Origin of the sequence: Methylomonas sp. (assembly GCF_023228165.1) — a bacterium.
In the GTDB taxonomy this organism is placed as follows: Bacteria; Pseudomonadota; Gammaproteobacteria; order Methylococcales; family Methylomonadaceae; genus Methylomonas.
In genome coordinates, this window is record NZ_JALOBS010000022.1 from 70,932 (window position 1) to 95,650 (window position 24,719).

The 24,719-nt window shown below is 49.3% G+C and carries 22 protein-coding genes; 15 read left to right on the forward strand and 7 right to left on the reverse strand.

What is annotated here, in order from left to right; genetic code table 11:
• Nucleotides 1-5: 5 nt before the first annotated feature.
• Nucleotides 6-899: a TIGR03758 family integrating conjugative element protein gene (locus M0R33_RS16475; RefSeq protein WP_292571644.1), complete on the forward strand. Its 894-nt coding sequence runs from the start codon at nt 6-8 to the stop codon at nt 897-899.
• 49 nt (nt 900-948) lie between these two features.
• Here the strand turns inward: M0R33_RS16475 and M0R33_RS16480 are convergent, their stop codons facing one another.
• Nucleotides 949-1,584: a hypothetical protein gene (locus tag M0R33_RS16480; protein WP_292571647.1), complete on the reverse strand. Its 636-nt coding sequence runs from the start codon at nt 1,582-1,584 to the stop codon at nt 949-951.
• 161 nt (nt 1,585-1,745) lie between these two features.
• The gene (locus M0R33_RS16485; RefSeq protein ID WP_292571650.1) at nt 1,746-2,222 is read right to left on the reverse strand and encodes an inorganic diphosphatase; all 477 of its coding nucleotides are present in this window, start codon (nt 2,220-2,222) and stop codon (nt 1,746-1,748) included.
• Between the two features lie 223 nt (nt 2,223-2,445).
• Between M0R33_RS16485 and mobH the strand changes: the two genes are divergently transcribed.
• Complete coding sequence (gene mobH, locus M0R33_RS16490) at nt 2,446-4,215, forward strand: MobH family relaxase (protein WP_292571652.1); 1,770 nt, start codon at nt 2,446-2,448, stop codon at nt 4,213-4,215.
• Between the two features lie 127 nt (nt 4,216-4,342).
• Here mobH and M0R33_RS16495 read toward each other — a convergent pair whose 3' ends face one another.
• On the reverse strand, nt 4,343-4,690 hold the full coding sequence (locus tag M0R33_RS16495) for an integration host factor subunit beta (RefSeq protein WP_366044104.1): 348 nt from the start codon (nt 4,688-4,690) through the stop codon (nt 4,343-4,345).
• Between the two features lie 394 nt (nt 4,691-5,084).
• Between M0R33_RS16495 and M0R33_RS16500 the strand changes: the two genes are divergently transcribed.
• From M0R33_RS16500 to M0R33_RS16515, 4 genes are all read left to right on the forward strand, one after another.
• Nucleotides 5,085-5,678: a recombinase family protein gene (locus M0R33_RS16500; RefSeq protein WP_292571658.1), complete on the forward strand. Its 594-nt coding sequence runs from the start codon at nt 5,085-5,087 to the stop codon at nt 5,676-5,678.
• A gap of 31 nt (nt 5,679-5,709) precedes the next feature.
• Nucleotides 5,710-5,955, forward strand: a complete 246-nt coding sequence (locus M0R33_RS16505; RefSeq protein WP_292571661.1) for a WGR domain-containing protein — start codon at nt 5,710-5,712, stop codon at nt 5,953-5,955.
• A gap of 127 nt (nt 5,956-6,082) precedes the next feature.
• Nucleotides 6,083-6,343 (forward strand): type II toxin-antitoxin system ParD family antitoxin, encoded by a 261-nt coding sequence (locus tag M0R33_RS16510; RefSeq protein ID WP_292571664.1) that lies wholly within the window; start codon nt 6,083-6,085, stop codon nt 6,341-6,343.
• Between the two features lie 7 nt (nt 6,344-6,350).
• Complete coding sequence (locus M0R33_RS16515) at nt 6,351-6,638, forward strand: type II toxin-antitoxin system RelE/ParE family toxin (RefSeq protein WP_292571702.1); 288 nt, start codon at nt 6,351-6,353, stop codon at nt 6,636-6,638.
• A 768-nt stretch (nt 6,639-7,406) separates the two neighbouring features.
• On the opposite strand, the gene M0R33_RS16520 is transcribed toward M0R33_RS16515, so the two are convergent.
• Entirely contained in the window at nt 7,407-8,009 is a 603-nt protein-coding gene (locus M0R33_RS16520) for a winged helix-turn-helix domain-containing protein (protein ID WP_292571667.1), read from the reverse strand.
• A gap of 93 nt (nt 8,010-8,102) precedes the next feature.
• Here M0R33_RS16520 and M0R33_RS16525 point away from each other — a divergent pair, with 93 nt between their 5' ends.
• The 9 genes from M0R33_RS16525 to M0R33_RS16565 all read left to right on the forward strand — a co-directional run bounded on the left by M0R33_RS16525 (nt 8,103) and on the right by M0R33_RS16565 (nt 20,321).
• Nucleotides 8,103-8,228, forward strand: coding sequence for a WGR domain-containing protein (locus M0R33_RS16525; RefSeq protein WP_292571704.1), 126 nt, complete (start codon nt 8,103-8,105; stop codon nt 8,226-8,228).
• Nucleotides 8,229-8,290: 62 nt separating this feature from the next.
• Nucleotides 8,291-9,844 carry a class I SAM-dependent DNA methyltransferase gene (locus tag M0R33_RS16530; protein WP_292571670.1) on the forward strand — a complete coding sequence of 518 codons (1,554 nt, stop codon included), beginning with the start codon at nt 8,291-8,293 and terminating at the stop codon, nt 9,842-9,844.
• Nucleotides 9,834-10,886 carry a PDDEXK nuclease domain-containing protein gene (locus tag M0R33_RS16535; protein WP_292571672.1) on the forward strand — a complete coding sequence of 351 codons (1,053 nt, stop codon included), beginning with the start codon at nt 9,834-9,836 and terminating at the stop codon, nt 10,884-10,886. Before M0R33_RS16530 ends, M0R33_RS16535 begins: the two co-directional genes overlap by 11 nt.
• Nucleotides 10,883-12,193, forward strand: coding sequence for a restriction endonuclease subunit S (locus tag M0R33_RS16540; protein ID WP_292571675.1), 1,311 nt, complete (start codon nt 10,883-10,885; stop codon nt 12,191-12,193). The genes M0R33_RS16535 and M0R33_RS16540 overlap by 4 nt, the downstream gene beginning before the upstream one ends.
• Nucleotides 12,186-14,711 (forward strand): AAA family ATPase, encoded by a 2,526-nt coding sequence (locus M0R33_RS16545; RefSeq protein WP_292571678.1) that lies wholly within the window; start codon nt 12,186-12,188, stop codon nt 14,709-14,711. Before M0R33_RS16540 ends, M0R33_RS16545 begins: the two co-directional genes overlap by 8 nt.
• Nucleotides 14,708-16,003, forward strand: a complete 1,296-nt coding sequence (locus tag M0R33_RS16550) for an McrC family protein (RefSeq protein WP_292571681.1) — start codon at nt 14,708-14,710, stop codon at nt 16,001-16,003. Before M0R33_RS16545 ends, M0R33_RS16550 begins: the two co-directional genes overlap by 4 nt.
• Before the next feature lie 113 nt (nt 16,004-16,116).
• Nucleotides 16,117-16,398: a Fic/DOC family N-terminal domain-containing protein gene (locus M0R33_RS16555; protein ID WP_292571683.1), complete on the forward strand. Its 282-nt coding sequence runs from the start codon at nt 16,117-16,119 to the stop codon at nt 16,396-16,398.
• A gap of 42 nt (nt 16,399-16,440) precedes the next feature.
• The gene (locus M0R33_RS16560; protein ID WP_292571686.1) at nt 16,441-17,190 is read left to right on the forward strand and encodes a Fic family protein; all 750 of its coding nucleotides are present in this window, start codon (nt 16,441-16,443) and stop codon (nt 17,188-17,190) included.
• Entirely contained in the window at nt 17,187-20,321 is a 3,135-nt protein-coding gene (locus tag M0R33_RS16565) for a type I restriction endonuclease subunit R (protein WP_292571689.1), read from the forward strand. Before M0R33_RS16560 ends, M0R33_RS16565 begins: the two co-directional genes overlap by 4 nt.
• 432 nt (nt 20,322-20,753) lie before the next feature.
• On the opposite strand, the gene M0R33_RS16570 is transcribed toward M0R33_RS16565, so the two are convergent.
• The 3 genes from M0R33_RS16570 to M0R33_RS16580 form a co-directional block, all read right to left on the reverse strand.
• The gene (locus M0R33_RS16570; RefSeq protein WP_292571692.1) at nt 20,754-21,071 is read right to left on the reverse strand and encodes a DNA-binding transcriptional regulator; all 318 of its coding nucleotides are present in this window, start codon (nt 21,069-21,071) and stop codon (nt 20,754-20,756) included.
• Nucleotides 21,052-21,438 (reverse strand): type II toxin-antitoxin system RelE/ParE family toxin, encoded by a 387-nt coding sequence (locus M0R33_RS16575; RefSeq protein WP_292571695.1) that lies wholly within the window; start codon nt 21,436-21,438, stop codon nt 21,052-21,054. Before M0R33_RS16575 ends, M0R33_RS16570 begins: the two co-directional genes overlap by 20 nt.
• Before the next feature lie 233 nt (nt 21,439-21,671).
• Nucleotides 21,672-24,599: a Tn3 family transposase gene (locus M0R33_RS16580; protein ID WP_292571707.1), complete on the reverse strand. Its 2,928-nt coding sequence runs from the start codon at nt 24,597-24,599 to the stop codon at nt 21,672-21,674.
• Nucleotides 24,600-24,719 lie beyond the last annotated feature (120 nt).

The following is a 24,719-nucleotide window of genomic DNA, read 5'->3' on the forward strand; positions in this document are numbered from 1 at the left end:
GGTTTATGCAGTACGGTAGACGAACGATTGTTCTAGGGGTGTCGCTTTCAACGCTGGTATGGGCGGCGTCTGAATATACCGACTACTTGGCCGCGCTCAGCGCAAAAGAGTCCAGCAACAACCCCAGCAGCGTGAATCAATACGGGTTTTTAGGCCGCTATCAAATGGGCGAGAGCGCTTTGATCGATGCAGGCTATTATCAAAAAGATCTGACGCCGGACACCAACGATTGGCAGGGTGTCTGGACCGGAAAGAACGGCATTGGCAGCAAAGCTGATTTTTTAGCCAATGCCGCCGGGCAAACCCAAGCCATTAGCGATTACAACAGTAAGCAATGGCGCACGATACAACCGTTAGGGCTGGACAATTACCTGGGCCAAACAGTGGCTGGCATCCTGATGACCGAGTCGGGTTTGTTGGCAGGCGCTCATTTGGTGGGAGTGGGCGGGCTTAAAAAGTATTTACAATCTAACGGAACGGTGGTCCCCAGCGATGCCAATAACACCGCAATTACCCAATACATCGCTGCTTTTAATGGTTATAACATTGCAGCGATCACAGGCAATACGATTTCAGTGAGCAATGGCGGTCAAGCTGGTAGTGGAGGCGCTAGCGGCAATGTGCTCAATGGGAATCAGAATCCGATATCAGGTTTAAGCCAACCTCAGCAATCGCCTTCGGCCGCTTTTGCATCGGGCGCGGGCAGTGTCAGCTATCAGGATATCAAAACAGCAATTCAATCGATCATCGCTATCCTGCTGTTTTTATGGACGGCCTTTGTGGCCTGGGGGCAATTTAAATTGTGGGGGGATAACGGTATCTCGATTATGGGGATGCAGACCAATATTTTCAGAGCGAGTGCTGTGATGTTGTTGCTGATATTTATTTTTATGGCATAGACTTCCTACAAAATCGGGAAGCAGTGAATAAGGATAAACATAAATTTAGTCAATAAAGACCACCTTCCTGATAACCATCATCCCATTTTCCAGTAGCGTAATTGTAGGCAGAACCTCCCCATTTGGCCTCGAAATCTTGTTCAATTTTATCCACCAAACCTATTCGAGCAACTAGAATAAACCCGATTAGATAAACAACGCCATTCGCCAAATGTTGGAAAATGGGCGCGAACAGTATGAGTGCTATTAACAAGGCTCCTGCAAACCACCAGAGCACCACTTTATTTCTAATTAAGTGCCTTACATCTTTCAATATGACTCGGCCAATTGCGCTGATCAGCAATTTGAATTGGATGTGCCGGGTGATAGCAAATCCAAGCAAGGCCGGGATCAACAGGCTGGCTGAACCTATCATCGTCAGACAACCGGCAACACCCAAGTTGACTATCCATTTGACACTGTTTTCAGCATCGAAAATTAAACCCAGCACCAGAGGCAAGGTTGCTGCACATCCAAAGAGTGTCAACCACTTGCCGCCGTTATTCAGCAAAAGCAACGGCTTATCGTTGAAAAATGAAGTGCCGGAATCCCGTTGGATGTTGATCAGTAGGGTGTTCAAGCGATATACCGCGATGAGCAGGCAGAGGGGTAAAACGATGGCCAGGATAAATAAAAATGTTTCCATAATGCCCTCCTATTTTTCAATTCCAGGCGGTTATGTGTATTGCCGTAGTGGTGATGATTTTGGCGTTGTCCGCAATTCTGAATAACGCTGTGGCTCAGGTGACTAATGATTAATGCTAGCAAAATAAACTATCTGCTGTCTATGTTAAACAGCTCAAACCTTCAAAAGGGGATAGTCGGGCCGTGCCAATCCATTTCCGCTCGTGGCGTGGCCTTAGCAATGGCGGCTTTAGCACTGCCCCAACCAGTACAACCGTGTCGTCCTTGGCGACCTCTAAATATATTTAGCAAGCATTTGGCTTTGGCATAAAAACTAAAAAACAGCACAATCAGTTGTTGCTGTCTAAGCGTAATGGGTGATGAGCTGCAGATCAGCTTATCGTCGTACAAGCCTCGGTCATATACGCCAATCGCGCCCCAGGCTGATACGCTAATCTTGCTACCCAACGGCAAGCGGGGGCCAAGCACCACAGCATCTAACAAATCACCCTCCAGACCGATGAAAGCCGGGATCGAGCCATAGTTAAACGGGCAGGGCAGCGGCGAGATAAAATCCAACTGCCCGGTGGATCCTCGTTTCAAAAAACTGCCGCGCGGGATCTCAATGATGACTTCAACTTGAATGCTGGGTTTGGTCATGCTCACTCAGTTGTTAAATCTAACTCATTTGAAAAACCCTGAGTAATGAACTTAGCGTTTTCAATATTGGGCACGGACAGATAGTTACTATCATGCTGTTTCCTGGGGTGTCGCTGGGCCAGATAAGGCCTATCAATAGGGTATGGCAAGACTCAACCGCCGAATCCAGCAAAGTCAGTGCAGTAATGCGCAATTTATCATAGTCAGCTTCTAACAACGCAGCATGCTGAAACTGGGCTGGTTTAAACTCCCGATTGAAAAAGCACCGGAACCCCCGCAATCAACTGGGTTAAGCGATAGGCCTGGTCTGTTGCCAATACAAACCGTCGCTGAACTTTTACTGCCACATAATCACTTGCTGGTGCAAATTGAAGAACTGGCTGGCTTAGCCAAAGACCCTTTTAAGTGCTTTTATTTAATGGCAATCCAACACTTTGCCCGCTTCGTGCAACAATTGCCGGCGTCCGAAGTACATCATCATGCAGGCCCTGGCGGCATGTTGCTGCATACCCTGGAAGTATGTGTCATTGCCTTGAAAGTGCGCCGATCCTATTTATTATCTGAAACCGGCGGCGCGGAAGAGATTTCGGCAAAACAGGACTTATGGACCTATGCGGTTTTTTTAGCGGCCTTGTGTCATGACTTGGCTAAAGTGGCTGTCGATCAAACCGTGACGCTATTTGATCAAAATCACCAACAACGGAACTGGGACCCCTGGAATCAGTTTATGGATGAGCAAGCCATAGCCTATGTGACTGAATTTGTGCCCAATCGGCGCTACCGGTTACATGAAAAAGCCACGCCGTTACTGATCAACAAAGTCATTCCGCCACAGGGAATGCGATGGTTGACCAGTGATCGAAGTATTTTTGCCCTTTGGTTGGCCACTGTCTCCGGCGATCTTGAAAATGCCAGCGCCCTGGGCCAAATCGTCAGTGATGCTGATAGCCAATCTGTGGCAACTAATTTAGGTGCAGACAATAGCCGCATGCCTGCCGTTAAAACCATTCCACTGCACGAAAAAATGCTCACTGCCTTACGGCATCTACTCACAGAAGGCACATTGCCATTAAACCGAAACGGTGCCGCAGGTTGGGTACACGGGGAATATTGCTGGTTGGTGAGCAAAAGAACCGTGGATGCTGTTCGGGAGCATCTTACCCGCGAAGGCCATACTGGTATCCCAACACAAAATAGCCGGCTGTTTGATAGTTGGCAGGAACATGCAGTGCTTATCCCTTGTGGCGACAAAGCTATCTGGACAGCACGCATAGCAGGCGAGGGCTGGTGTAATGAATTAACTCTGATCAAAATCCCGCTGGCCAAAATTTGGAGCAATCCGGAACGAAGACCGGAACCCTTTGCGGGCAATATCAGCGTTTCTGACATCAAACCGTTAGCAGGTGACGATACCGCCGATGTAAAACCAGATGATTCACAACCTGACTCAGCGTTAATTTTGCCTTCAGAGAACATCGATAGCGACAGCCCGGAAATCGAGTCAGACGGGACGACTCATCTGTCCGTGATTACTGAAAACGGCAACGATGAATACCCTAGCGTGCAGCACGATGCCAACCACGATGAGCAATCCAGTAGCGCAAATCCATCATCAGAAGAACCAACCGATCCAGTCGATGGTTTTTTTGCCTGGTTACAAAACGGGATTCGCCAAGGCACTATCAAAACCAATCAACCCAAAGCCCGGGTGCATGTGGTTAACGAAGGGGTTGCGCTGATGACTCCTGGCATTTTTCAGGATTATGCCTTATCGCAAGAAAACGACCCATCAAATTGGTCAGCCATCCAGAAAAAAATCTTGAAAAAGAATTGGCATGTAAGGGGAGAGAACGGCTTGAATGTAGTGAAATATCAAGTCAGTGGCGCCAGCAAATCAGCTACCGTCAATGCTATTTTATTTGAAGATATTTCACTCGTGTTCGGTGCGGGGCTTGCGCCAGCCAGCAATCCACATTTGCAAAAAGTAACTTAACGACAAAATGAAAGAGGTAAGGTGCGTCGATCTAGACAAGTCTGACTATCGCGCATTTAACTAGGCCTTTGAATGGCAATAGCTTGGCTACGGAAAGCAAAGAATGACAGCAGATATAATGGTGTCATTAGTGGTCTTTGATCTTCGGATAGATCGCTCTCGACCGATTAACGCGTTCGCGCAAATCCAGCCCTGGTTTAAAGTGGGTAGCGTAGCGGCAAGGCAAACTAACTTGTTCACCCGTTTTAGGATTGCGGCCCATGCGGGCGTCTCGCCGGGTAATTGAGAAGCCACAGAAACCGCGAATTTCAATGCGTCCGCTCGTCGCTAAGTTATGAGTCATATTGTGAATCAGGCTATTGATGGCCAGTTCGACATCCCCTCGCAGTAAATGTGGTAGTTTTGTTGCCAGTTGTTCAATCAATTCGGATTTGGTCGTCGTGGTACTGCGAGTGCTATAAGTGCGTGTATTTATTGTCTACGGCTGCCGCTGCATTGATTGGCAAAACCAGTAGCATGCGGGCCACTTGTGCATAGCGGTAGTGGTCTCTGGCTTTTGCTATGTCCCGGTGCTGCGGTTGGGCAGTTAAGATGTCAAGCTCATTCGAGTAATCCGAAAATCTTTATCAGCTTTTGTAATCCCGGTGAGAAAGTGTTACATCAAAGCAATTTAATGATCTTCGTAAAACATAGAATATGTTCCGGGTCATATGATAATTTTTTGATGGCACAAACGAAGTCTTTTTTTTGGGGGGGGGCACATAAATGACCGGTTTCGGACATCCCCTCTGAGAGGTGTACAAAAGTAGGCAAAATGAATTTCGTACATGTGTTATAATTCGTACATCCTTTTCGGACGGAATGAGAGCATGTCACGCGTCTTTGCTTACTGTCGAGTATCGACCACAGATCAGACCACCCAAAATCAAAGCCTGGAAATTCAATCCGCCGGTTTTGCCATTCAACGGCATCGTTTGGTTGAAGAAAGTATCAGCGGTTCAGTAGCGGCTAAAGAACGACCGGGTTTTAATAAGCTGATCGAAAGGATGGAAGCGGGCGATGTGTTGGTGGTGACCAAGTTGGATCGCCTCGGTCGCAATGCTATGGATGTCAGAGCCACGGTCGAGCATCTTTCTGAATCAGGCGTGCGCGTTCATTGTCTGGCGTTGGGCGGGGTTGATCTGACCAGTTCTGCCTGCAAGATGACCATGCAGGTAATCGCAGCGGTCGCTGAGTTTGAACGTGACCTGCTGATTGAACGAACCCAAGCGGGCATCAGTCGCGCGAAGGCGGCGGGTAAACAGTTTGGTCGGCCGCCAACGCTCAATGCGGAAGCGCGTGCTGACGTTGTAAAACGATTGGCTGCCGGCATTAGCATTTCGGAGTTGGCTCGGGAATTCAAAACCACTCGGCAAACCATTATGCGCATTAGGGATGCGGCGTTAAAATCACCGACAAACTGAAAAGTCGGCCCACTCTTCTGGGGAGTAAGTGATGAATCATGTGTATCTGGAACGGCATGATGACAAAGACAACCTGCATCGCTTTTATCAGATGTTTGTGACACCAGGCTTGTTTGACGATTGGTCGTTGGTACGGGAATGGGGCAGGGTGGGTTCGCCGGGTACGGTGCGGAAAGATTGGTTTGAGACTGAGGAAAAGGCGGCTAGTGCTAGGCAAGCGATATGCAAAGCGAAACTGAAAAAAGGGTATCTATTCATAATTGGCTGTGACAGTTAATTATGATTTTCTTAGCAGTCGCAGAACCTGACAATTATGTTCAGGATAGGCCCTTAAAAAATCGAGCTTTCTATAACAATAATTGTTATTCTTTGTTATAGATAGCCAAGTTGGAGGCATTAAAATCATGAACATTTCCCTGAACCCTCATTTTGAAGAATTGGTAAAAGATAAGGTTAAAAGCGGCCTTTACAACTCAGTAAGCGAAGTCATGCGTGAGGCTTTGCGCTTATTGGAAGAGCGAGACCAGTTACGTGAACTACGACTTGAGGAATTAAGGCGAGAAATACAGAAAGGCATAAATAGCGGCCCCGCAACGCCATTAGATATTGAGGAGATCAAGAAGCAAGGCAGGGCTCGACTTGCGACCCAACAAATAGAAGGTTGATATTTTGATGCCACGTTTGTTAAAACGGCCAGAAGCCGAAAGTGACCTTGAAGAAATCTGGTGGCATATCGCACAAGACAGCCCAAACAACGCAGACAGCTTCCTTGATCGAATTCAGGAAACCTGTTCAGCATTGGCTGACCACCCGCAAATGGGAGTCAGCCGAGCCGAACTTACAATGGATTTGCGCAGCCATCCAGTGGGAAATTACCTGATTTTCTATTTTCCGCTTGAAGACGGCATTGAAATTGTCCGTATTCTTCATAGATCGCGTGACATTGAAAGATTATGGTAGTCCCATTTTGATGGCTTTTTACTACTGCCCATAAAGGATGCCCAGCCACCGATTCCGATACGCTTCCACCAGTAGTGAATGTCGGCTTATGGAAATGGCGAATTTACAGTTTCGGCCACTATGTATAGCTATCCATAGTGGCCGCTATGCATAGAACCTAACTATGAATAGAAGTAATCTACACCCCACGGGTTTCCTACGACTAACAGTAGAGTCGCTATGCATAGTTTTAATGCTTGAAGGAAACGCGTAAATTTATTACCAGCTAGAATAAGGCCTCAAACTGGTTGCACATGGCGACATTCAAGCAAGTGAGCCACGAAATCATTAGCTGAAGAGTATCAATTGGCACTCAAGCAGCCATCCTCAATGTGATGCCTAACAAATGTCCTTTGAATTGTCTGATTCGAGTAAACACTCATTCCAGAAATCCAGTAAAAATATGTAAAGCTTTTTAACTGATGACTGGCCGAAACATCAGTGAAATTAGGCTATGCAGCCGATAGCTTTTTAAGACTACTCATAGTTGCGTACTATGCATAGCGGCCACTATGTATAGCTATCCATAGTGGCCGAAACTGTGAGTACGCAAATTCCTACAAACCAATAATTTCTGCCAATTTTATTCTCAGATCCATCGCAATAAAACGCTTTTAGTCTGATACAAAAATTAGCGGCGAAACCACGAACGCCCGATCAAAATCGCCATCTTTTACTATGAAATAAGGACGAACTGATTGGCCATCACTCGTCCTATTACCAGCAAAGCTATTCTTTCAGCGCTATCATCTCGGCCCGGTCTACGATGCTCAGTGTGATTTTGCCTTCCTGGCCCAACCAGCCAATACCTCGCTGGATGAATTTTTCTTCTTCCGGCAATTCTTTAATCAGTTTTGTAACCGAGGTAGCGCCGTTCCCAGATAAGTAATGCCAAATGCTGCCTGCGGTTAAACCGGTCCGCTCACTTGCCGATATTTCCGACGTTGCCGCTATGGGTTCCGGGACTGCGGTTTCAGGCTTTTTCGGCGCTTTCTTTGCTGGACTAGATTTTTTTGCGGTGGTTTTGGTAGTTTTAGGCTCTTCGGTTTCGGCAGTGGGAGTTATGGCTGCTGTAGGCGGTTCAGTTAGCTTTTTAGTCGCTTTGACCGTTGGTATCTGTTCAGCCTTAGCGTTGGCTTCGACATCCGGGGGCTTTTTCGGGGTTTTCTGCGCGGTGCTAGTTTTTTTAGCGGTAGTTTTACTCGCTACCGGCGCTGCAGGTTGTTCCGTTTTGGCATTTGTAGATAGGGGATTTTCGAGGGTGGTTTTAGGTTTCTTCGTCATGAAATACACCATAGTCAGGATGAAAAAGAGTAGTAACGCTTCAGTCATGGAGACTCTTCATACAGGCTGCTGAATATTACTCGACTTTGCGCTGATCAGTCACAGAAAATCATTGAAGACTGCCCGCTTTGATTAACCTGCATCTGGGGCAGGGTAGGTTCACCCGATACCGTCAGAAAGGAGTGGTTTACCACGGAACAAGAAGCGGAATCGGCCAGCCAAAAAATCAGCAGTAAAAAAATTAAAAAGGGTTATCGTTTAAAATAACGCAATGGGGGTTGTCATTCGTTAGATAATTAGAAGCTTTTTACCTGGAACACTTATAAATCATGCTAGACGACATTAAAAGGACGCTCTGGGCTGCCGCCGATAAGCTGCGGGCCAACATGGACGCCGCCGAATACAAACATCTGGTGCTCGGCCTGATCTTCGTCAAATACATTTCCGACACCTTCGCAGCCCGCCGTGTCGAACTGACCCGACGCTTTACCGACGAGAGCGACGAATATTTCCTGCATGAGTGCGACGATGACATGCTGGCTGAGGAACTGGAAGACCGCGACTATTATAAAGAGGTCAATGTGTTCTGGGTGCCGGAAACCGCACGATGGGAAGCCATCCGCGCCGCCGCGAAACAAGCAAATATCGGCAAACAAATTGATGACGCGCTGGCGATTATCGAAACCGAAAACCCCAAGCTGAAAGGCATACTGGATAAACGCTATGCCCGCGCCCAACTGCCAGATGGCAAGTTAGGCGAACTGGTGGATCTGGTGTCCACTATCGGTTTCGGCGATGATCCCGGCCAAGCCCGCGATGTGTTGGGACAGGTCTACGAATACTTCCTCGGTCAGTTCGCTAGTGCCGAAGGCAAGAAAGGCGGCCAGTTTTATACTCCCGCCAGCATCGTTAAAACTCTGGTTGCCGTGCTGGCTCCGCATCATGGCAAAGTCTACGACCCTTGCTGCGGTTCCGGTGGCATGTTCGTGCAATCGGAAAAATTCATCGAAGCCCACGGCGGCAAGCTCGGCGACGTGTCGATCTACGGTCAGGAATCCAACCCCACCACCTGGCGCTTGGCGGCAATGAATCTGGCGCTACGCGGCATCGACTTCAATCTGGGCCGCGAACCCGCCGATACCTTCACCCGCAACCAGCATCCGGATTTACGCGCCGATTTCATCCTGGCCAATCCGCCGTTCAACATCAGCGACTGGTGGCACGGCAGCCTGGAAGGCGACCCGCGCTGGGTGTACGGCACGCCGCCGCAAGGCAACGCCAACTACGCCTGGTTGCAGCACATGCTCTACCAGCTCAAGCCCAACGGCCGCGCCGGCATTGTGCTGGCCAACGGCTCCATGAGTTCCAGCCAGAACAGCGAAGGCGACATCCGCAAAGCGATGGTCGATGCCGACGTGGTGGAAGTGATGATCGCTTTACCTGGTCAATTGTTTTTCAACACTCAGATTCCGGCTTGTCTATGGTTTCTTGCCAAGGATAAAACCAGCCGCCAAGGTGAAGTGCTGTTCATCGATGCCCGCAAACTGGGCAGCATGATTAGCCGGGTGCAGACGGAATTTACCGAGGAAGTGATAGCTAGAATTGCCGGCACGGTTGCAGCATGGCGAGGCGAAGCTGAGGCTGGAGAATATCAAGATACCCCTGGCTACTGCCGCAGCGTCAAACTGACCGAAATCGCTGAACATGGTCACGTCCTTACTCCCGGCCGTTATGTCGGGGCCGAAGCAATTGAGGACGACGACGAAGCCTTTGCCGACAAGATGCAGAAGCTCACCGAAAAGCTTGGGGAGCAGATGGCGAAAGGGACAGAACTCGATGCGTTGATCCGGCAGAAGCTGGGAGGGCTAGGGTATGAGTTCTGATCATCCTGTGATTCCAGCAAGGCCAACCGGTTATGGCGATTTTCTTGTCGACATCAAAAAGCAAATCCGCCAGTGCCAACATCAGGCTCTCCGGGCAGTCAACAAGGAACTGCTGGCTCTGTACTGGTGGTTGGGCGAAAACATCAGCCGCCGTCAGTCTGAACAAGGCTGGGGCAAGTCGGTTGTCGAAAATCTGGCTGCCGACTTGCAGGCAGAGTTTCCGGGGCGAAACGGGTTTTCCGTCCAGAACTTGTGGGCGATGCGCCAGTTTTACAACGAATACAAGGACAAGCCAATTCTCCAATCACTGATAGGAGAAATCAGCTGGGCAAAAAATCTGCTGATCATGGCGCGCTGCAAGGACGATCTGGAACGCGAGTTTTACCTGCGCGCCACTGCCCGTTTCGGCTGGACAACCAAGGTGCTGCAACACCAGCTCGACAACCAGAGTTACCGGCAATATCTCAGCGGGCAAACCAACTTTGACGCCGCCGTACCGGAAAGCGTCAAGGCGCAAGCCATGCTGGCGGTCAAAGATCACTACACCTTCGATTTTCTCGGGCTGGCTAACGCGCATTCCGAACGCGAACTGGAAGAAGCACTGGTCCGCAACCTGCGCCGCTTCCTTGACGAAATGGGTGGCTATTTTGCCTTTGTTGGCAACCAGTACCGGCTGGAGGCAGATGGTAAGGACTACTTCATTGACCTGCTGCTCTTCCACCGCCGCCTGCGTTGTCTGGTCGCTATTGAGCTGAAAATTGGCGAATTCAAACCCGAACACAAAGGCCAAATTGAGTTCTACCTCGATCAGCTCGACCAGCACCACCGGCTGGACGGTGAAAATCCCGCTATTGGCATCGTTATTTGCCGCAGCAAAACCAGAACCGTGGTCGAGTATGCACTACGCACCACCAACCACCCATTGGGTATTGCGACTTACACCGTCACCCCGCAACTCCCGGCAGACTACCGCAACGACCTGCCCAGCCCGGAACAGATCACCGAACGACTGAAGGGCTGGGGCGAGGAGGTTGGGGTATGAGTTCTGAGTGGCAGCCAACTACATTGGCAAAGTTTGCAGATATAAATCCGAAGCGACCGATAGAAAAAGGAACAATTGCTCCATTTATTGAGATGGCCGCGTTGCCAGTCCATTCGAGGGACGTGTCTTTTTCTGATGTGTCTGAAAGATCATTCTCTGGTGGTGGGTCAAAATTTACAAATGGCGATACCCTGCTTGCGCGTATTACTCCTTGCCTAGAAAATGGAAAAACGGCTCTTATTTCATGCCTCCCATTGAATATCAATGGTCACGGATCAACAGAATTTATTGTTTTAGCCCCACAAATACCGACAGACCGAAATTTTTTGTATTACCTTGCGAGAAGCGAAGAATTTAGAACCTTTGCGATTTCCCGCATGGAAGGGACATCAGGTAGACAGCGAGTACCAAATGGTGCGGTGGCGCAGTTTTCATTTCTTTGCCCACCGGAGACTGAGCGAAAGGCGATTGGGGAATTGCTTGCCATCTTAGACGACCGCATTTATCTGCTACGCGAAACCAACGCTACGCTCGAAGCTATCGCCCAAGCGCTGTTCAAATCGTGGTTTGTCGATTTCGACCCCGTCCACTCCAAACAACAAGGCCGCATCGCCGAAGGCATGGACGAAGCCACCGCCGCGCTGTTTCCCGATAGTTTTGAGCAATCGGAATTGGGGTTGGTGCCGAGGGGGTGGAGAGTCACGCCCATTTATGAGCTAGCCACTTACATAAATGGTGCTGCCTACAAAGCATTTGAGCCGAATCTCGAATGTCGTGGCTTACCGATCATCAAAATTGCAGAGCTTAAAGCGGGTGTCACATCGCAAACAGCCTACTCCGACGTTGCCATGCCAGAGAGATACCGTATAGATATTGGCGATATTTTATTTTCTTGGTCTGGAAATCCAGACACCTCGATTGATACATTCGTCTGGCACCATGGTAAGGCATGGTTGAACCAGCATATCTTCCGTGTAATTCCGCATGCTGCTGGGGAACGTTCGTTTGTTTTACAAATGCTTAAAAAATTGCGCCCAACGTTTGCCGAATTAGCCCGGAACAAACAAACTACTGGGTTAGGTCATGTAACTGTGGCAGATATGAAATGCCTGTTTGTCATTCATCCAGATAAGTCCGCCCTTGATCTTTTTCACACAATAGTTGCTCCAATCCACGAGCGAATATTCGAGAACGAAAAACAAGCCAAAACCCTCGCCACCCTCCGCGATACCCTGCTGCCCCGTCTAATATCTGGCCAACTCCGCCTGCCAGAATCTGAAATTCAAGTGAGTATGTTCAATGAGTGAAAAATTGATTATCCATAATTCGTTATGGGACGAATTTTTAGCTCAATGGCCCCTCGATCATCTAAGTGAGTTAACACTTGACGAATATTCTAAGCCCGGCACGCAAGATGGTTTTACTTATTGGCTAGAGACAAAAACTGAAGATCTCGGTTCTGTTTGGGGTGGTTCATCCTTTAAATTCGGAATCTATCGCCGAAGTAATAAAAACGAGGCAATTAATGGAAGAGGTCTGATATTCGGTGATATTTATGCTTGGTATAGCAAATACGGAAGTACTCCGGAAGAAGCATTTAAAAACGTTAAGGCAGAAATACTGAAAGTGGCTGAGGCATCAAGGGAACGCGATCTTACAAAAGTAGATGACGCTAATCTTGGTGATGCCATTAAGTGGAAAGTGGCTTTTCTATACCAAGACCGAGAAAAACCATGTGTATTGCCAATCTACAAAGCCGAAAATTTACGCGCCATTATCGGGCCGGCCAGTAAAAATTTGCCTTGTTCTAGTCTACATGAACAACTCATGCAACAACGGGGTGGGCGCGAGTTATTTGCCTATGCCGATCAGCTATGGAATGAAAGCCAGAAAATACTAGCTGAAAAGCTGACTCATGAATCAGCGCTTGAGTATCTGCAAAACCGGTTCAAGCCCATTAAAGACCCAGTGAAATACATGGCGGGGTTTTTCACTACTAAAGGAAGGCAGCTTGGTTTGGTTGGGCGAGGCTCGATTGTTAGCCTCTTCCTTGAGCCTGGCGACTGGCCGGCTTTGGTGCCCGGCGTTTCCTTAAGAACCCGCTTTTCAGCAAATACCCCACGAATTAATAGCCTAGAAGCCAATGTGCCTGAGTTGAATGTCGGTAAGCCAGCAGATCAGGTTGATGTCCATACAATGAACGAATTGATTGGTCTATGTGACGCCTATGACGATATGGATGATAGTGAGGACAAACCTGTGAAAATAAATACTGAGGCGGCAGTAGATAACAATGCGTCACTCAATCAAATTCTCTATGGCCCGCCTGGTACTGGAAAAACGTACGCCACTATCAATGAAGCATTGCGTATTCTCGATCCAGATTTTCTGGAAAAAAACAGAAGCAACCGCAAACATTTGAAGGAACGCTTTGATCACTTTGTGGGTTTGGGACAAGTGCGCTTTACTACATTTCACCAAAGCTTTAGTTACGAAGACTTTGTCGAAGGTTTGCGCGCGGAACTGGACGAAGATAGTAAACAGCTGAACTATTACATCGAAGACGGTATTTTTAAATTGCTTTGCAATGCTGCGCGCGAAAAACCGGCCAGTAATTCTGCCATCGGCGTCAGTCAGAAACCGAGAGTTTGGAAAATATCGATTGATCGCGCTGGTAATAGCACTACACGTAACTACTGTTTGACCAACGGCGAAGCACGCATTGGATGGGGACATGTCGGGGATATTCGTCATGCAAACCTTGATGATCCGAAGTGGGAACTTGGGTCGAACGACAGAAGTTGCCTTCAGTCGTTTGGAATGGAGGTTGCCCCTGGCGACATTCTTCTATGTATTCGATCAGTTACCAACGTGGCCGCTATTGGCGTGGTTCAGGGCGAATATCGTTATGAGCCATCCGTGCCGAGCGGAATTATTGGTGATTATAATCACGTGTTACCGGTTAATTGGGTATTACCGGATATAGACTTTTCGATTTTGTCGTTGAATGGCCAAAAGCGCTTTACGTTAAAAACGGTCTATGAATTAACGCGTTTTACTTGGGAGGAACTGGAGCGAGCTATATTAGCAGCAGGTTACCCGTTACCAAAACCTTCAGCTGCGATAGAGCAAGAGCCGAAGCGACCTTATGTGTTGATTATTGATGAAATAAACCGAGGCAATGTTTCGAGAATCTTAGGTGAGTTAATTACCCTGATTGAGCATTCAAAGCGTTCTGGTTCGGACGAAGTTCTGGAAGTGGTTTTACCTTATTCGAAAAAACGCTTTAGTGTGCCCGACAATGTTTATTTGATCGGTACTATGAACACCGCAGACCGTTCGCTCGCTGGATTGGATATTGCCTTACGTCGGCGATTTACCTTTAAGGAAATGCCCCCTAGACCCGATTTGCTTGATGAGATCGACATAGATGATGTGAACATCGGCGAATTGTTACGAACAATGAATAACCGAATTGAGGTGCTGCTGGATCGAGACCATTGCCTGGGGCACGCTTATTTTATGTCGTTACTAGATGATCCTTCACTTGACGAGCTAAGTCGGATTTTTACAATGAATATCTTGCCATTATTGCAGGAGTATTTTTTTGAAGATTGGGAGCGGATCGTCTGGGTGTTGAACGACCAACGTAAGCCGAATGAACAAAAGTTTGTGCAAAATACGTCGGGAGCTAATCTGGATAGTTTGTCTCATTTGTTTGGAGCTGAAATTGCCGAAAGCTTGCAAGACAGGCGTTGGCATATCAATGAGGGAGCATTCAGCAACATTGAAAGCTATCGCGGCATTATTGGAGTTGGGGGATGAAACCCATTGTCGTGCGCGAATATGCACGACTGACCACCGACTCCGTTGTGTCAACGCTGGATCAGGCCACAGTTTCAACATCGGCGTTTGAGTGGCTTTGTAACCTGGCGGCCAGTTTTAATCGAAGCGGCGCATCGTTACTGCATTTGGAAAATCGCCGTTGGCTTAGGTTAGATAATTACGTAGGTATACTGGAAACACCCTGCGGCACCTTATTGGAAGTATTACCGAAACATACCGACGAAGCTAACGATCAAGCCATCGAGGCTTCCCGCCAGTTGTTGACCAAGATGCTGGCGGTGGCTCTTGATTTGCCGGTACGCACTACTGATAAAACCGACATCCAAACCTTTCGTCACCCATTGTTGGAATGGATAATGAAACAGTTTGTACTCTCGCTGGATCTTCTCATCAAACGAGGTTTACGATTTGACTATCGCCGGATAGAGGAAGAGCAGCGCTATTTGCGCGGCCAACTGGACATTAACAAACAAATGCGGCAACCCCCTGGGCGAGCGCATATTTTCAACATTCGACACGACTTATTCTTAGTTGATGGTCCAGAAAATCGATTGATCAAGTCGGCGTTGATGCTAGTTTGTAAGGCAACCCAACAGCCAGATACCTGGCGTTTGTCGCATGAACTTGCCGGTTTGTTAGCTGATTTGCCAAGTAGTAAGGATGTTCCTGCCGAGTTTCTAAAATGGCGTAATGATCGGTTGATGGCACATTATCAACCAGTGCGCCCGTGGTGCGAACTGGTGCTGGGTCAACACATGCCTTTGGCACTCCGGGGAAAAACACACGGCATCAGCTTATTGTTTCCAATGGAAAAACTATTTGAACGGTATGTGGAAGTCAACTTGCGTAAACAATTTCCCATTCCATACTCACTTAAACCGCAAGCAGCCAGTCAGTCGCTCTGTACGCATCAAGAAAAGAGTATGTTTCAGTTGAAGCCCGATTTTCTGATTCTACGTGGCCATCAAACCTGCCTGGTGTTAGACACCAAATGGAAACGTATCTCGTCAAGTAAAGACGAAAACAAATACGGACTTAGCCAGAGCGACTTTTACCAGATGTTTGCTTACGGCCATAAATATCTAGCGGGTAAAGGCGAAATGCTGCTGATTTATCCTTTAACTAAAGGATTTTCTGAAGTACTGCCCCCGTTTGATTACTCATCAGATTTACGGCTTTGGGTTGCACCTTTTGATTTAGAAAATGACGAAATGATTTGGCCAATAGCATGGCAAAAAACATTTTTTAACGAGTTACGCCATACAGGATAAGGCTGGATGTTTTTGATGTATCAATATAAAAAATCCCATTTTCTATACATATCGGCTATAACATGTATAAAAAATTCGATTTTCTATACACATAAACTCCAGGACACCTTGAGATGGCAACCATCCCTGCCTTAGAACTGCTGACTGCCGAACGTTTCGATACCCCGGCTATTCTAAAAAAGCTGGCCAGTAGTAGCCGGCAATTGGCGGAGTTAAAAGGTATCGCGGCTTCGATTCCCAATCAGGGCATCTTGATCAACACTCTGGGTTTGCAGGAGGCGAAGGACAGCTCCGAGATTGAGAACATCGTGACTACCCACGATGAGTTGTTCAAGGATGATGTGTTACCTGAAGCGTTTGCCAATCCAGCAGCAAAAGAGGTGTTGCGCTATTGACAGGCCTTACGCTTAGGCTTTGATCAAGTTCAACAAACCGGCTTGATTACCGCCAACCACATCATCGAGATTCAGGCCGAGCTGGAGCGTAATAATGCCGGCTTTCGCAAATTACCTGGCACGGCATTGAAGAATACCGGTGGTGAAACCGTGTACACCCCGCCACAGGAACCCGCCGAGATTGTGGCGCTGATGAGCGATTTAGAGCGGTTCATCAATGACCCTGACTGTTTCGCCGCCGATCCTTTGATCAAAATGGCGTTAATCCATCATCAGTTCGAAAGCATCCATCCGTTTTATGATGGCAACGGCCGCACCGGGCGAATTCTGAATGTGCTTTACTTGGTCAAAGAAGGACTGCTTGACGTACCGGTGCTGTATTTGAGTAGCCACATCGTACGTACCAAATCCGATTACTACCACTTGCTGCAAACGGTGCGTGATAACGACAGCTGGGAAGATTGGGTGTTGTATATGCTGGAAGCTGTGGAGCAAACCGCAAGCCACACTATTGCTACGATACATGCCATTAAAACGGCGTTATTCGATTACAAGCACCGTATCCGGGCCGGCTACAAGTTTTATAGCCAGGATTTGATCAACAACTTGTTTACCCATCCTTACACCAAGATCGAGTTTGCGCAACGTGATTTGAAGGTGTCGCGGCTCACCGCCACCAAATATATGGAAGCGCTGTCCGATGATGGTTTTGTGCAGAAGCACAAGGTGGGACGCAGCAATTATTACGTCAATGTCGCCCTCAACGACATCTTGCTAGGGAAGCCTAAATGACCGAAGACCAACTGGAACAGGAAGCACTCGGCTGGCTAGTCGAGGTTGGCTACTCAAGCCTTTACGGGCCAGAACTAGCACCGGATGGCGACAACCCGGAGCGCGACAATTACCTGCAAGTGGTGCTGGTCGAAAGATTACGTTCGGCGATTGCCCGCTTAAACCCGTCTATTCCACTGGCGGCGCGGGAAGATGCCTTGCAGCAGGTGTTGAATCTGGAAGTGCCGGGATTATTGGCGGCCAATCGCCACTTTCATCGTCTGTTAGTCAATGGCGTGCCGGTGGAGTATCAAAAGGACGGTGATACGCGAGGGGATCGGGTGCGCTTGATCGAGTTTGCCGAGCCGTCCAGCAATGAATGGTTGGCGATCAATCAATTTGCCATCAAGGGGCCGAAACATTCACGCCGGCCGGACATCATTCTGTTCATCAATGGCCTGCCGTTGGTGTTGCTGGAGCTGAAAAATCCGGCTGATGAGAATGCCGACATTTGGAAAGCTTTCGATCAAATTCAAACCTATAAAGAACAAATCCCGGATGTGTTCCAGTACAACGAAGTGCTGGTGATTTCTGACGGCAGCGAAGCCCGCTTAGGTTCGTTATCCAGCGATGCCGAACGCTTTATGCAGTGGCGCACCATCGACGGCATCACACTGGACCCGTTAGGCCAATTCAACGAACTGGAAACGCTGATACACGGTTTGTTGAATCCTGCGACTTTGCTCGATTACTTGCGCTTTTTCGTGCTGTTCGAGGATGACGGTGGCCTAGTCAAAAAGGTTGCCGGTTACCATCAATACCATGCGGTACGCGCGGCGATTCAACAAGTGGTGACCGCTTCCCGCCCTGATGGCAACCATAAGGGCGGCGTGGTCTGGCACACGCAAGGCAGTGGCAAAAGTATCACCATGACCTGTTTTGCCGCCCGCGTGATGCAGGAAACGGCGATGGAGAACCCGACCATCGTGGTAATCACTGACCGCAACGACCTGGACGGCCAGTTATTTGGGGTATTCTCACTGGGGCAGGATCTACTCCGTGAACAACCGGTGCAAGCCGAAACCCGGCAGGACTTGCGGGCCAAGCTGGCCAATCAGCCGTCCGGCGGCATCGTCTTCGCCACCATTCAGAAATTTATGCCGGGTGCCGACGAAGATAGTTTTCCAGTGCTATCCGATCGCAGCAATATCGTGGTGATTGCCGATGAAGCACATCGCACCCAGTATGGTTTTGAAGCTAAGCTTAAAACCGTCAAAACCCAACAAACCGCTGCCAACGAGGGCAGGGTGGATATGGCCGCCGAGTACCGAGGCATGTATCAAGTTGGTTATGCCCAGCATTTACGCGATGCTTTGCCCAATGCCACCTTTGTCGCTTTTACCGGCACCCCGGTGTCGCTGGAAGACCGCGATACCCGCGCGGTGTTTGGCGAATACATTCACATCTACGACATGCAGCAGGCCAAGGAAGACGGCGCGACAGTGGCAATTTACTTTGAATCGCGACTGGCCAAGTTGGCATTGAAGCCGGAGCAGTTGCCGCAGATTGATGATGAAGTCGACGAATTGGCCGAGGATGAGGAAGAAGATCAGCAGGCCAAATTGAAAAGTCGTTGGGCGGCCTTGGAAAAAGTGGTCGGTGCCGAACCGCGTATCGCCAGCGTGGCTGCGGATTTGGTGGCCCACTTCGAAGAACGTAACAAGGCACAAGATGGCAAGGCCATGGTGGTGGCGATGAGCCGGGAAATTTGTGTGCATCTGTATAACGAGATCATCAAGCTTCGCCCTGACTGGCATAGCGACGATCCGGAGCAAGGCGCGATCAAGATCGTCATGACCGGCTCCGCCAGTGACAAGGCCTTGCTGCGGCCGCATATCTACAGCAAACAGCAGAAAAAGCGCCTGGAAAAGCGCTTCAAGGACCCGGCCGATCCGTTACGTTTGGTGATTGTGCGAGACATGTGGCTGACCGGGTTTGATGCGCCGTGTGTGCATACGTTGTATGTCGATAAACCGATGAAGGGCCACAACCTAATGCAGGCCATCGCCCGCGTCAACCGGGTATTCAAGGACAAGCAAGGCGGCCTGGTGGTGGATTACATCGGCATCGCCAACGAATTGAAGTCGGCTTTGAAGGACTACACCGCCAGCCAGGGCCGTGGCCGACCCACCGTCGATGCCGCTGAAGCCTATGCCGTGCTGGAGGAAAAGCTCGATATTCTGCGAGGCATATTGTACGGCTATGACTACAGCGACTTCCTCTCCACCGGCCACAAGCGGCTGGCCGGCGCGGCCAACCATGTCTTAGGCCAGAAGGACGGCAAGAAACGTTTTGCTGATACTGCTCTGGCGATGAGTAAGGCCTTTACCTTGTGCTGTACGCTGGATGAAGCCAAGGCGGTACGGGAGGAGGTGGCATTTTTCCAGGCGGTGAAAGTCATTCTGACCAAGCCGGACATTAGCCGAAAAAAACGCACAGACGAAGCACGCGAGCTGGCGATTCGGCAAATTATTAATGCCGCCGTGGTGTCGGAAGATGTGGTGGACATCTTCGAAGCGGTTGGCTTGGATAAGCCCAACATTGGCATCCTGGACGACGACTTCCTGGCCGATGTGCGCAATCTGCCAGAACGTAACTTGGCAGTGGAGTTGCTGGAACGGCTATTGGAAGGCGAAATCAAATCCCGCTTTGCCGGCAACGTGGTACAGGAGAAGAAGTTTTCCGAGTTGCTGACCAATGTTATCAAACGCTATCAGAACCGGGCCATCGAAACCGCCCAGGTCATTGAGGAATTGATTCAGATGGCGAAGAAGTTTAGGGAAGCCGCTGGCCGTGGGGAATCGTTGGGCTTGAGTGAAGATGAAATCCGCTTCTACGATGCCCTGGCCGATAATGAATCAGCCGTCCGCGAACTGACCGATGAAACCCTGAAGCTTATCGCCCATGAGCTTACAGAGAACCTTCGCCAGAACATTACGGTGGATTGGTCGCAACGGGAAAGCGTCAGGGCCAAGTTACGCTTGATGGTGAAACGTATCCTTCGTAAGTACAAATATCCGCCAGACCAACAGGAGGCTGCGATTGAACTGGTTTTGCAGCAGGCACAGGCGCTAGGTGAAGCATGGATGTAGAGCTACACGGATGATTGGGTAATAGAAACTATCATCATGCGCAGAAGCCTTTATCCGAAATGTCGTCTGTTACTGAATCAGAGATACCTCATATGCTTGCTGAAGTGGATAAATATATCTCGGGGAGCGTTCGCACCATTGAGAATCAACGTCTCGAACATTCTTCATTCTATCTGTAAATCTTTTTCTAATTCGGGTGGTAATAAAGTTCATTAACCGACGTTTTTGTACCCAAAAATAGTGCGTTAATCGATAACGAAATTTTCTGGGAATCCGGCTTAAAACCCCGGACAGGACATTTCTAATTTGCTAAAACAGGACATTACTATATTGCGTTTACATGTTGACTTCGCATAAGATTGATTATGTTAAATCTTTGAAATTTCCAGTCCTATTTCATAATAAAAACAAGCGCTTAGCTAGGCTTTGGATTTATGCAATCGCTTCCAGTCCGTTTTTGGCGACCAGGGACAGAAGCTTCAATGATGCGCCTTTTGGGTGTTTCTCACCCCGTTCCCATTGGCTGACCAGACCGGTCGTAACGTTCAAATGCCGTGCAAAGACGGCTTGGCTTGCGCGTTCACGTTGCCGAAGCGCGCGGATTTCTTCCGGCTGTAAGGGTTTGACCGGCGTTAAGCATAGTTCATCAAATTTGCGCATAGTGCGCTTATCCATGACGCCCGCCTCATGCAAGCCTTCGGCGGTTTCATGCACGGAGGCCATCAAACGGCTACGGTATTGTTTTTTCATCGCAGATTACCTCTATCAATGTCTTATTTGCCAATGCGCAGTTCAGTGCTGCATCGTCATACTCCAGCATGACAGCTGCTAATTTCCGTAAAGCGACCAATTCATCATCATCTATGTTGGCCTGTTCATTTTTGGCAAAACCATGCACAAAAAACGCGAGTGAACCGATGCGGAACAAGATCAGGGTGCGGAACCCGCCAGATTTGCCGCCACCACTGCGGGCGACACGTTGATTAATGACGCCACCGCCCAAATCAGCATCTAGTAATCCCCTTTCGGCATCACTGACTGCCTTACAGAGACTGGTATCGTCTATTCCTGATTTTTTGGCAAATCGTGTGAACGCCTTATTTTTGAATATTCGCACGCCTGCCCTGCTTGTTTGCCTCGCAATTTTTATGGATTAAATATAGCACTTAGTGTTATATACAACAATAGAAAGATTAGGTTCTTCTAAAAAATACAATGGATTTTGATGTATAAGGGGTTTGAGGCGCAATGGAACGGAAAACCGAGTTAGCGTCTATTGTGATGCGCATTTGGGATGGCCGCATTCGGAATTGTAGGCATCGATTTTGCGGCAAGCAGCGTTAACCACCTTCAGTTATCTTTGCCCTCCTGATCGCGTAATGGTCTTAGCTCTCCCTTCGCGACCGATTCCGGTACCGAAAACGAATACCGTCCAAACATGTTGATATGCTCATGCTGTAAAGGCGACAAACGGCTGACATCTTCGTCGCTAACCGGATAGCCTTCCATTCGAATTTGGTTCAATGCGGCCTCCATATAAATGGTATTCCATAACACAATCATATTCAGCACCAGGCCGAGCGCGCCCAATTGATCTTCTTGGCCTTCCCGATAATGTTGACGCAACTCGCCGCGTTTGCCGTGGAAAACTGCACGGGCAACACTATGGCGGCCTTCTCCCCGATTTAACTGGGTGAGCGTGCTCCGGCGCATGACCTCGTCATCTATATACATTAACGTGTGCAGCGTCTTTTCGATGCGCCCGAATTCGGCAATGGCCTGCGCCAATCGAGTCGGCCTATCGCCTACTTGAAGTGTACGCATGATGCCGGTAGCGGGAACTTTGCCTAGCTTAAGCGAGCCCGCCAAGCGTAACATATCGTCCCAATGTGGCGTTATTTTCTTCAAGCTGAGCTGATGCTTTGAGATCGAATTGAGTAAACCGTAGTCAGCTTTGGGATCAATCCTCCAAAAGCGGGTGCCGCCGACATCGGCTAAACGCGGACAGAAACGGTAACCGAGCAAGCGAAATAAACCAAACACCACGTCGCTGTATGCGCCGGTGTCAGTCATGATCTGCGTCGGTTGTAGATCGGTTTGCTGTTCGAGCACCACCGCTAATAAGATCAGACTATCTCTTAGCGTGCCAGGCACTACGATGTCATTCAGTCCGGAAAACTGGTTCGATAGTAGATTGTACCAAGTCACACCGCGACCGGTACCGTAGTATTTTGGGTTGGGGCCGGCATGTACAGTGCGCACAGGTACAACGAAACGCATGCCATCCGCCGAGGCTACCTCGCCGCCGCCCCAGACATTCGCCAATGTAAGGCGACTTTGTGCCGCCACCAGGGAGGCGTTGGCTTCGGTTAAGGTATCGTCTCGAATGTAGTTCTGGTCGACCCAGGATAACCGGTCACGTTTAAGCGCCGTTACATCTCCTCTAATCAAGGGCTCCAGTCCGGTATTACAGGCTTCAGCCATCAAAACCGCGCACAAGCTGACATGGAGATCGGTTGCACGGGCCGAGCGTTCCGAGACATGGGTAAAAGCATCGGTGAAATTCGTGCGTGCGGCAATCTCCAACATGAGTTCTGGCAACTCTACTCGCGGTAACATATTGGCCACTTTATCGCGTAGCGCGATCAACGAGGCCGGTTCGTCCAATTTATCTAGCGGACTGAGCACTAGTTCTTGTTTGTCGCCAATCGTATCGAATCGCACTGCTTGGTTGTCAGGCAGTCTCGCGGCAACGGCACGGTAAGTCCGATCCAGTTCGTTGGCCATGGCCGTGAGCGTAGGCTCTGGGCTAGCGGATAATCCGAGCGTTCGGCAGATCAGTGGCCGTGTAGCGTCCCATTCTTCGCCTTTGAGTAGACCCGCTCGCGGATCGGCATAGCGCCAACTGGGGGAAACGAACACATCCCTCCGGCGTAATGCGGTTTGTAATTTCTCCAGTACGCAAAAGGTGTAGGCGTGTAAATCGAAAGAATCATCGTCGCCCTGCACATGTTTTTGCCACGACTTGTCAGCCAATTCGAGCGGCGCATCGTTGCCGGGTTTCTTCAGGGTGATATTTGTGCGTAACCAATCGAAAGCGGCTACGACTGGCTTACCATCTGAATTCGATCCAAAACGGATATGCTCAAGCAGCGCGGGCAAAAACCGGCGCACCGTTTTGTATTTGGCATCCAACTCATGATAATACACGTCGTCAGCGGGGCGAATTAGGGCAATGACACCATCAACAGCCTGAGCAAGTGTGTCGCGCGGAATTTTCTCAAACAATTGGGTACGCAGCTCAATATCGGGGAAGCCCGTATCCAAAAGAATTTGGCAGGCGCCGGCTAAGGTTGCAGCGGCTTTATCGAGGTCTTTCAGCGTGCGAAGCCGCGCTTTCTTATCGGCTCTGATGGCGGCATTAAACAGGTCTCGTAGTAGCGCTTCCAATACTTCCAATGCATCGTCTTGCGCAGTGGCCTCCAGGCAATGCACAAAGGCCACCAGCGTCGCCAGCCGGCGCTGAGGCGGCAAGCGCAATATTGCACTTACTTTGGCGGTGCTCGCGTACCTAGCCAAGGCCGCCAAGCGCATTGTCGGAATGTGAGCCGCCGGCAGTTTGATGCCAAGTTGGCGTACCGAATGCAGTCGAAGCAACGCCTGTATCAGCGATGGGCCGCTAATCATCACCGGTCCGGTCCGCAAGCGATCCAATTGCGAAGTACGATTTCCATCCGCTATCAGCAAAAGTTTTTCAAGCCCTGCTTGCTGTTCGAGACTGATGCCACGACACAGCGACTGCCATAGCCGCTTCTCCACCCGACTGCGCAGACGGGCGATGTAACGTTCGAGGGTACTGTAGCCTGACAGCAAAACCTTATGCATTACCAGCCACGTAGCCGTTCGCTCGAACAGTACGCTTGGCCGGTCTGTACCCGTCCAGCACAAAGAATATAACCAGCGAGTGAGACGAAAACCGACTTGAGGCTCGTTAATTTCGACATAGCCATAGCGAGTACGGATTTCCGCCGTATGTTGCCATCGCTGTTCACCGAGGCTGTATGCCCGCAGACTATCCGTGACCGAAAGGCCTAGTTGCTTGGCTAGCGTTTGCACGACCGGAGCCGGTATATCCAGCGGGTCGTCCAGGAAAGTACCCAAGTAGCGAACGGTGCAAAGTTGAGCGGCAAAACCAAACCGGTTGTGATCGCCGCGCTTTTTGGCGATCAGCGCATGATCGGCGTCATCAAGATGAAAGTAACGGGCTAAGTCATCGATGGTGTCAAACGGCTTTGAAAAGTTTCCACAAAAGAGCGTCGAATAGTTTCCAGTTAAGCTGTAGGGTTATTGGTTTTCCACCGCCTTTTTCCGTTGTTTAAATCGATAGGAATCATTACC

Coding starts and splice junctions, on each gene's coding strand:
- mobH (WP_292571652.1), top strand. CDS start 2,446: ATGCTGAAACTGGGCTGGTTTAAACTCCCGATTGAAAAAGCACCGGAA.
- M0R33_RS16565 (WP_292571689.1), top strand. CDS start 17,187: ATGACCGAAGACCAACTGGAACAGGAAGCACTCGGCTGGCTAGTCGAG.
- M0R33_RS16540 (WP_292571675.1), top strand. CDS start 10,883: ATGAGTTCTGAGTGGCAGCCAACTACATTGGCAAAGTTTGCAGATATA.
- M0R33_RS16555 (WP_292571683.1), top strand. CDS start 16,117: ATGGCAACCATCCCTGCCTTAGAACTGCTGACTGCCGAACGTTTCGAT.
- M0R33_RS16515 (WP_292571702.1), top strand. CDS start 6,351: ATGCCACGTTTGTTAAAACGGCCAGAAGCCGAAAGTGACCTTGAAGAA.
- M0R33_RS16505 (WP_292571661.1), top strand. CDS start 5,710: ATGAATCATGTGTATCTGGAACGGCATGATGACAAAGACAACCTGCAT.
- M0R33_RS16550 (WP_292571681.1), top strand. CDS start 14,708: ATGAAACCCATTGTCGTGCGCGAATATGCACGACTGACCACCGACTCC.
- M0R33_RS16510 (WP_292571664.1), top strand. CDS start 6,083: ATGAACATTTCCCTGAACCCTCATTTTGAAGAATTGGTAAAAGATAAG.
- M0R33_RS16520 (WP_292571667.1), bottom strand. CDS start 8,009: ATGACTGAAGCGTTACTACTCTTTTTCATCCTGACTATGGTGTATTTC.
- M0R33_RS16535 (WP_292571672.1), top strand. CDS start 9,834: ATGAGTTCTGATCATCCTGTGATTCCAGCAAGGCCAACCGGTTATGGC.
- M0R33_RS16485 (WP_292571650.1), bottom strand. CDS start 2,222: ATGACCAAACCCAGCATTCAAGTTGAAGTCATCATTGAGATCCCGCGC.
- M0R33_RS16500 (WP_292571658.1), top strand. CDS start 5,085: ATGTCACGCGTCTTTGCTTACTGTCGAGTATCGACCACAGATCAGACC.
- M0R33_RS16530 (WP_292571670.1), top strand. CDS start 8,291: ATGCTAGACGACATTAAAAGGACGCTCTGGGCTGCCGCCGATAAGCTG.
- M0R33_RS16545 (WP_292571678.1), top strand. CDS start 12,186: ATGAGTGAAAAATTGATTATCCATAATTCGTTATGGGACGAATTTTTA.
- M0R33_RS16475 (WP_292571644.1), top strand. CDS start 6: ATGCAGTACGGTAGACGAACGATTGTTCTAGGGGTGTCGCTTTCAACG.
- M0R33_RS16570 (WP_292571692.1), bottom strand. CDS start 21,071: ATGAAAAAACAATACCGTAGCCGTTTGATGGCCTCCGTGCATGAAACC.
- M0R33_RS16480 (WP_292571647.1), bottom strand. CDS start 1,584: ATGGAAACATTTTTATTTATCCTGGCCATCGTTTTACCCCTCTGCCTG.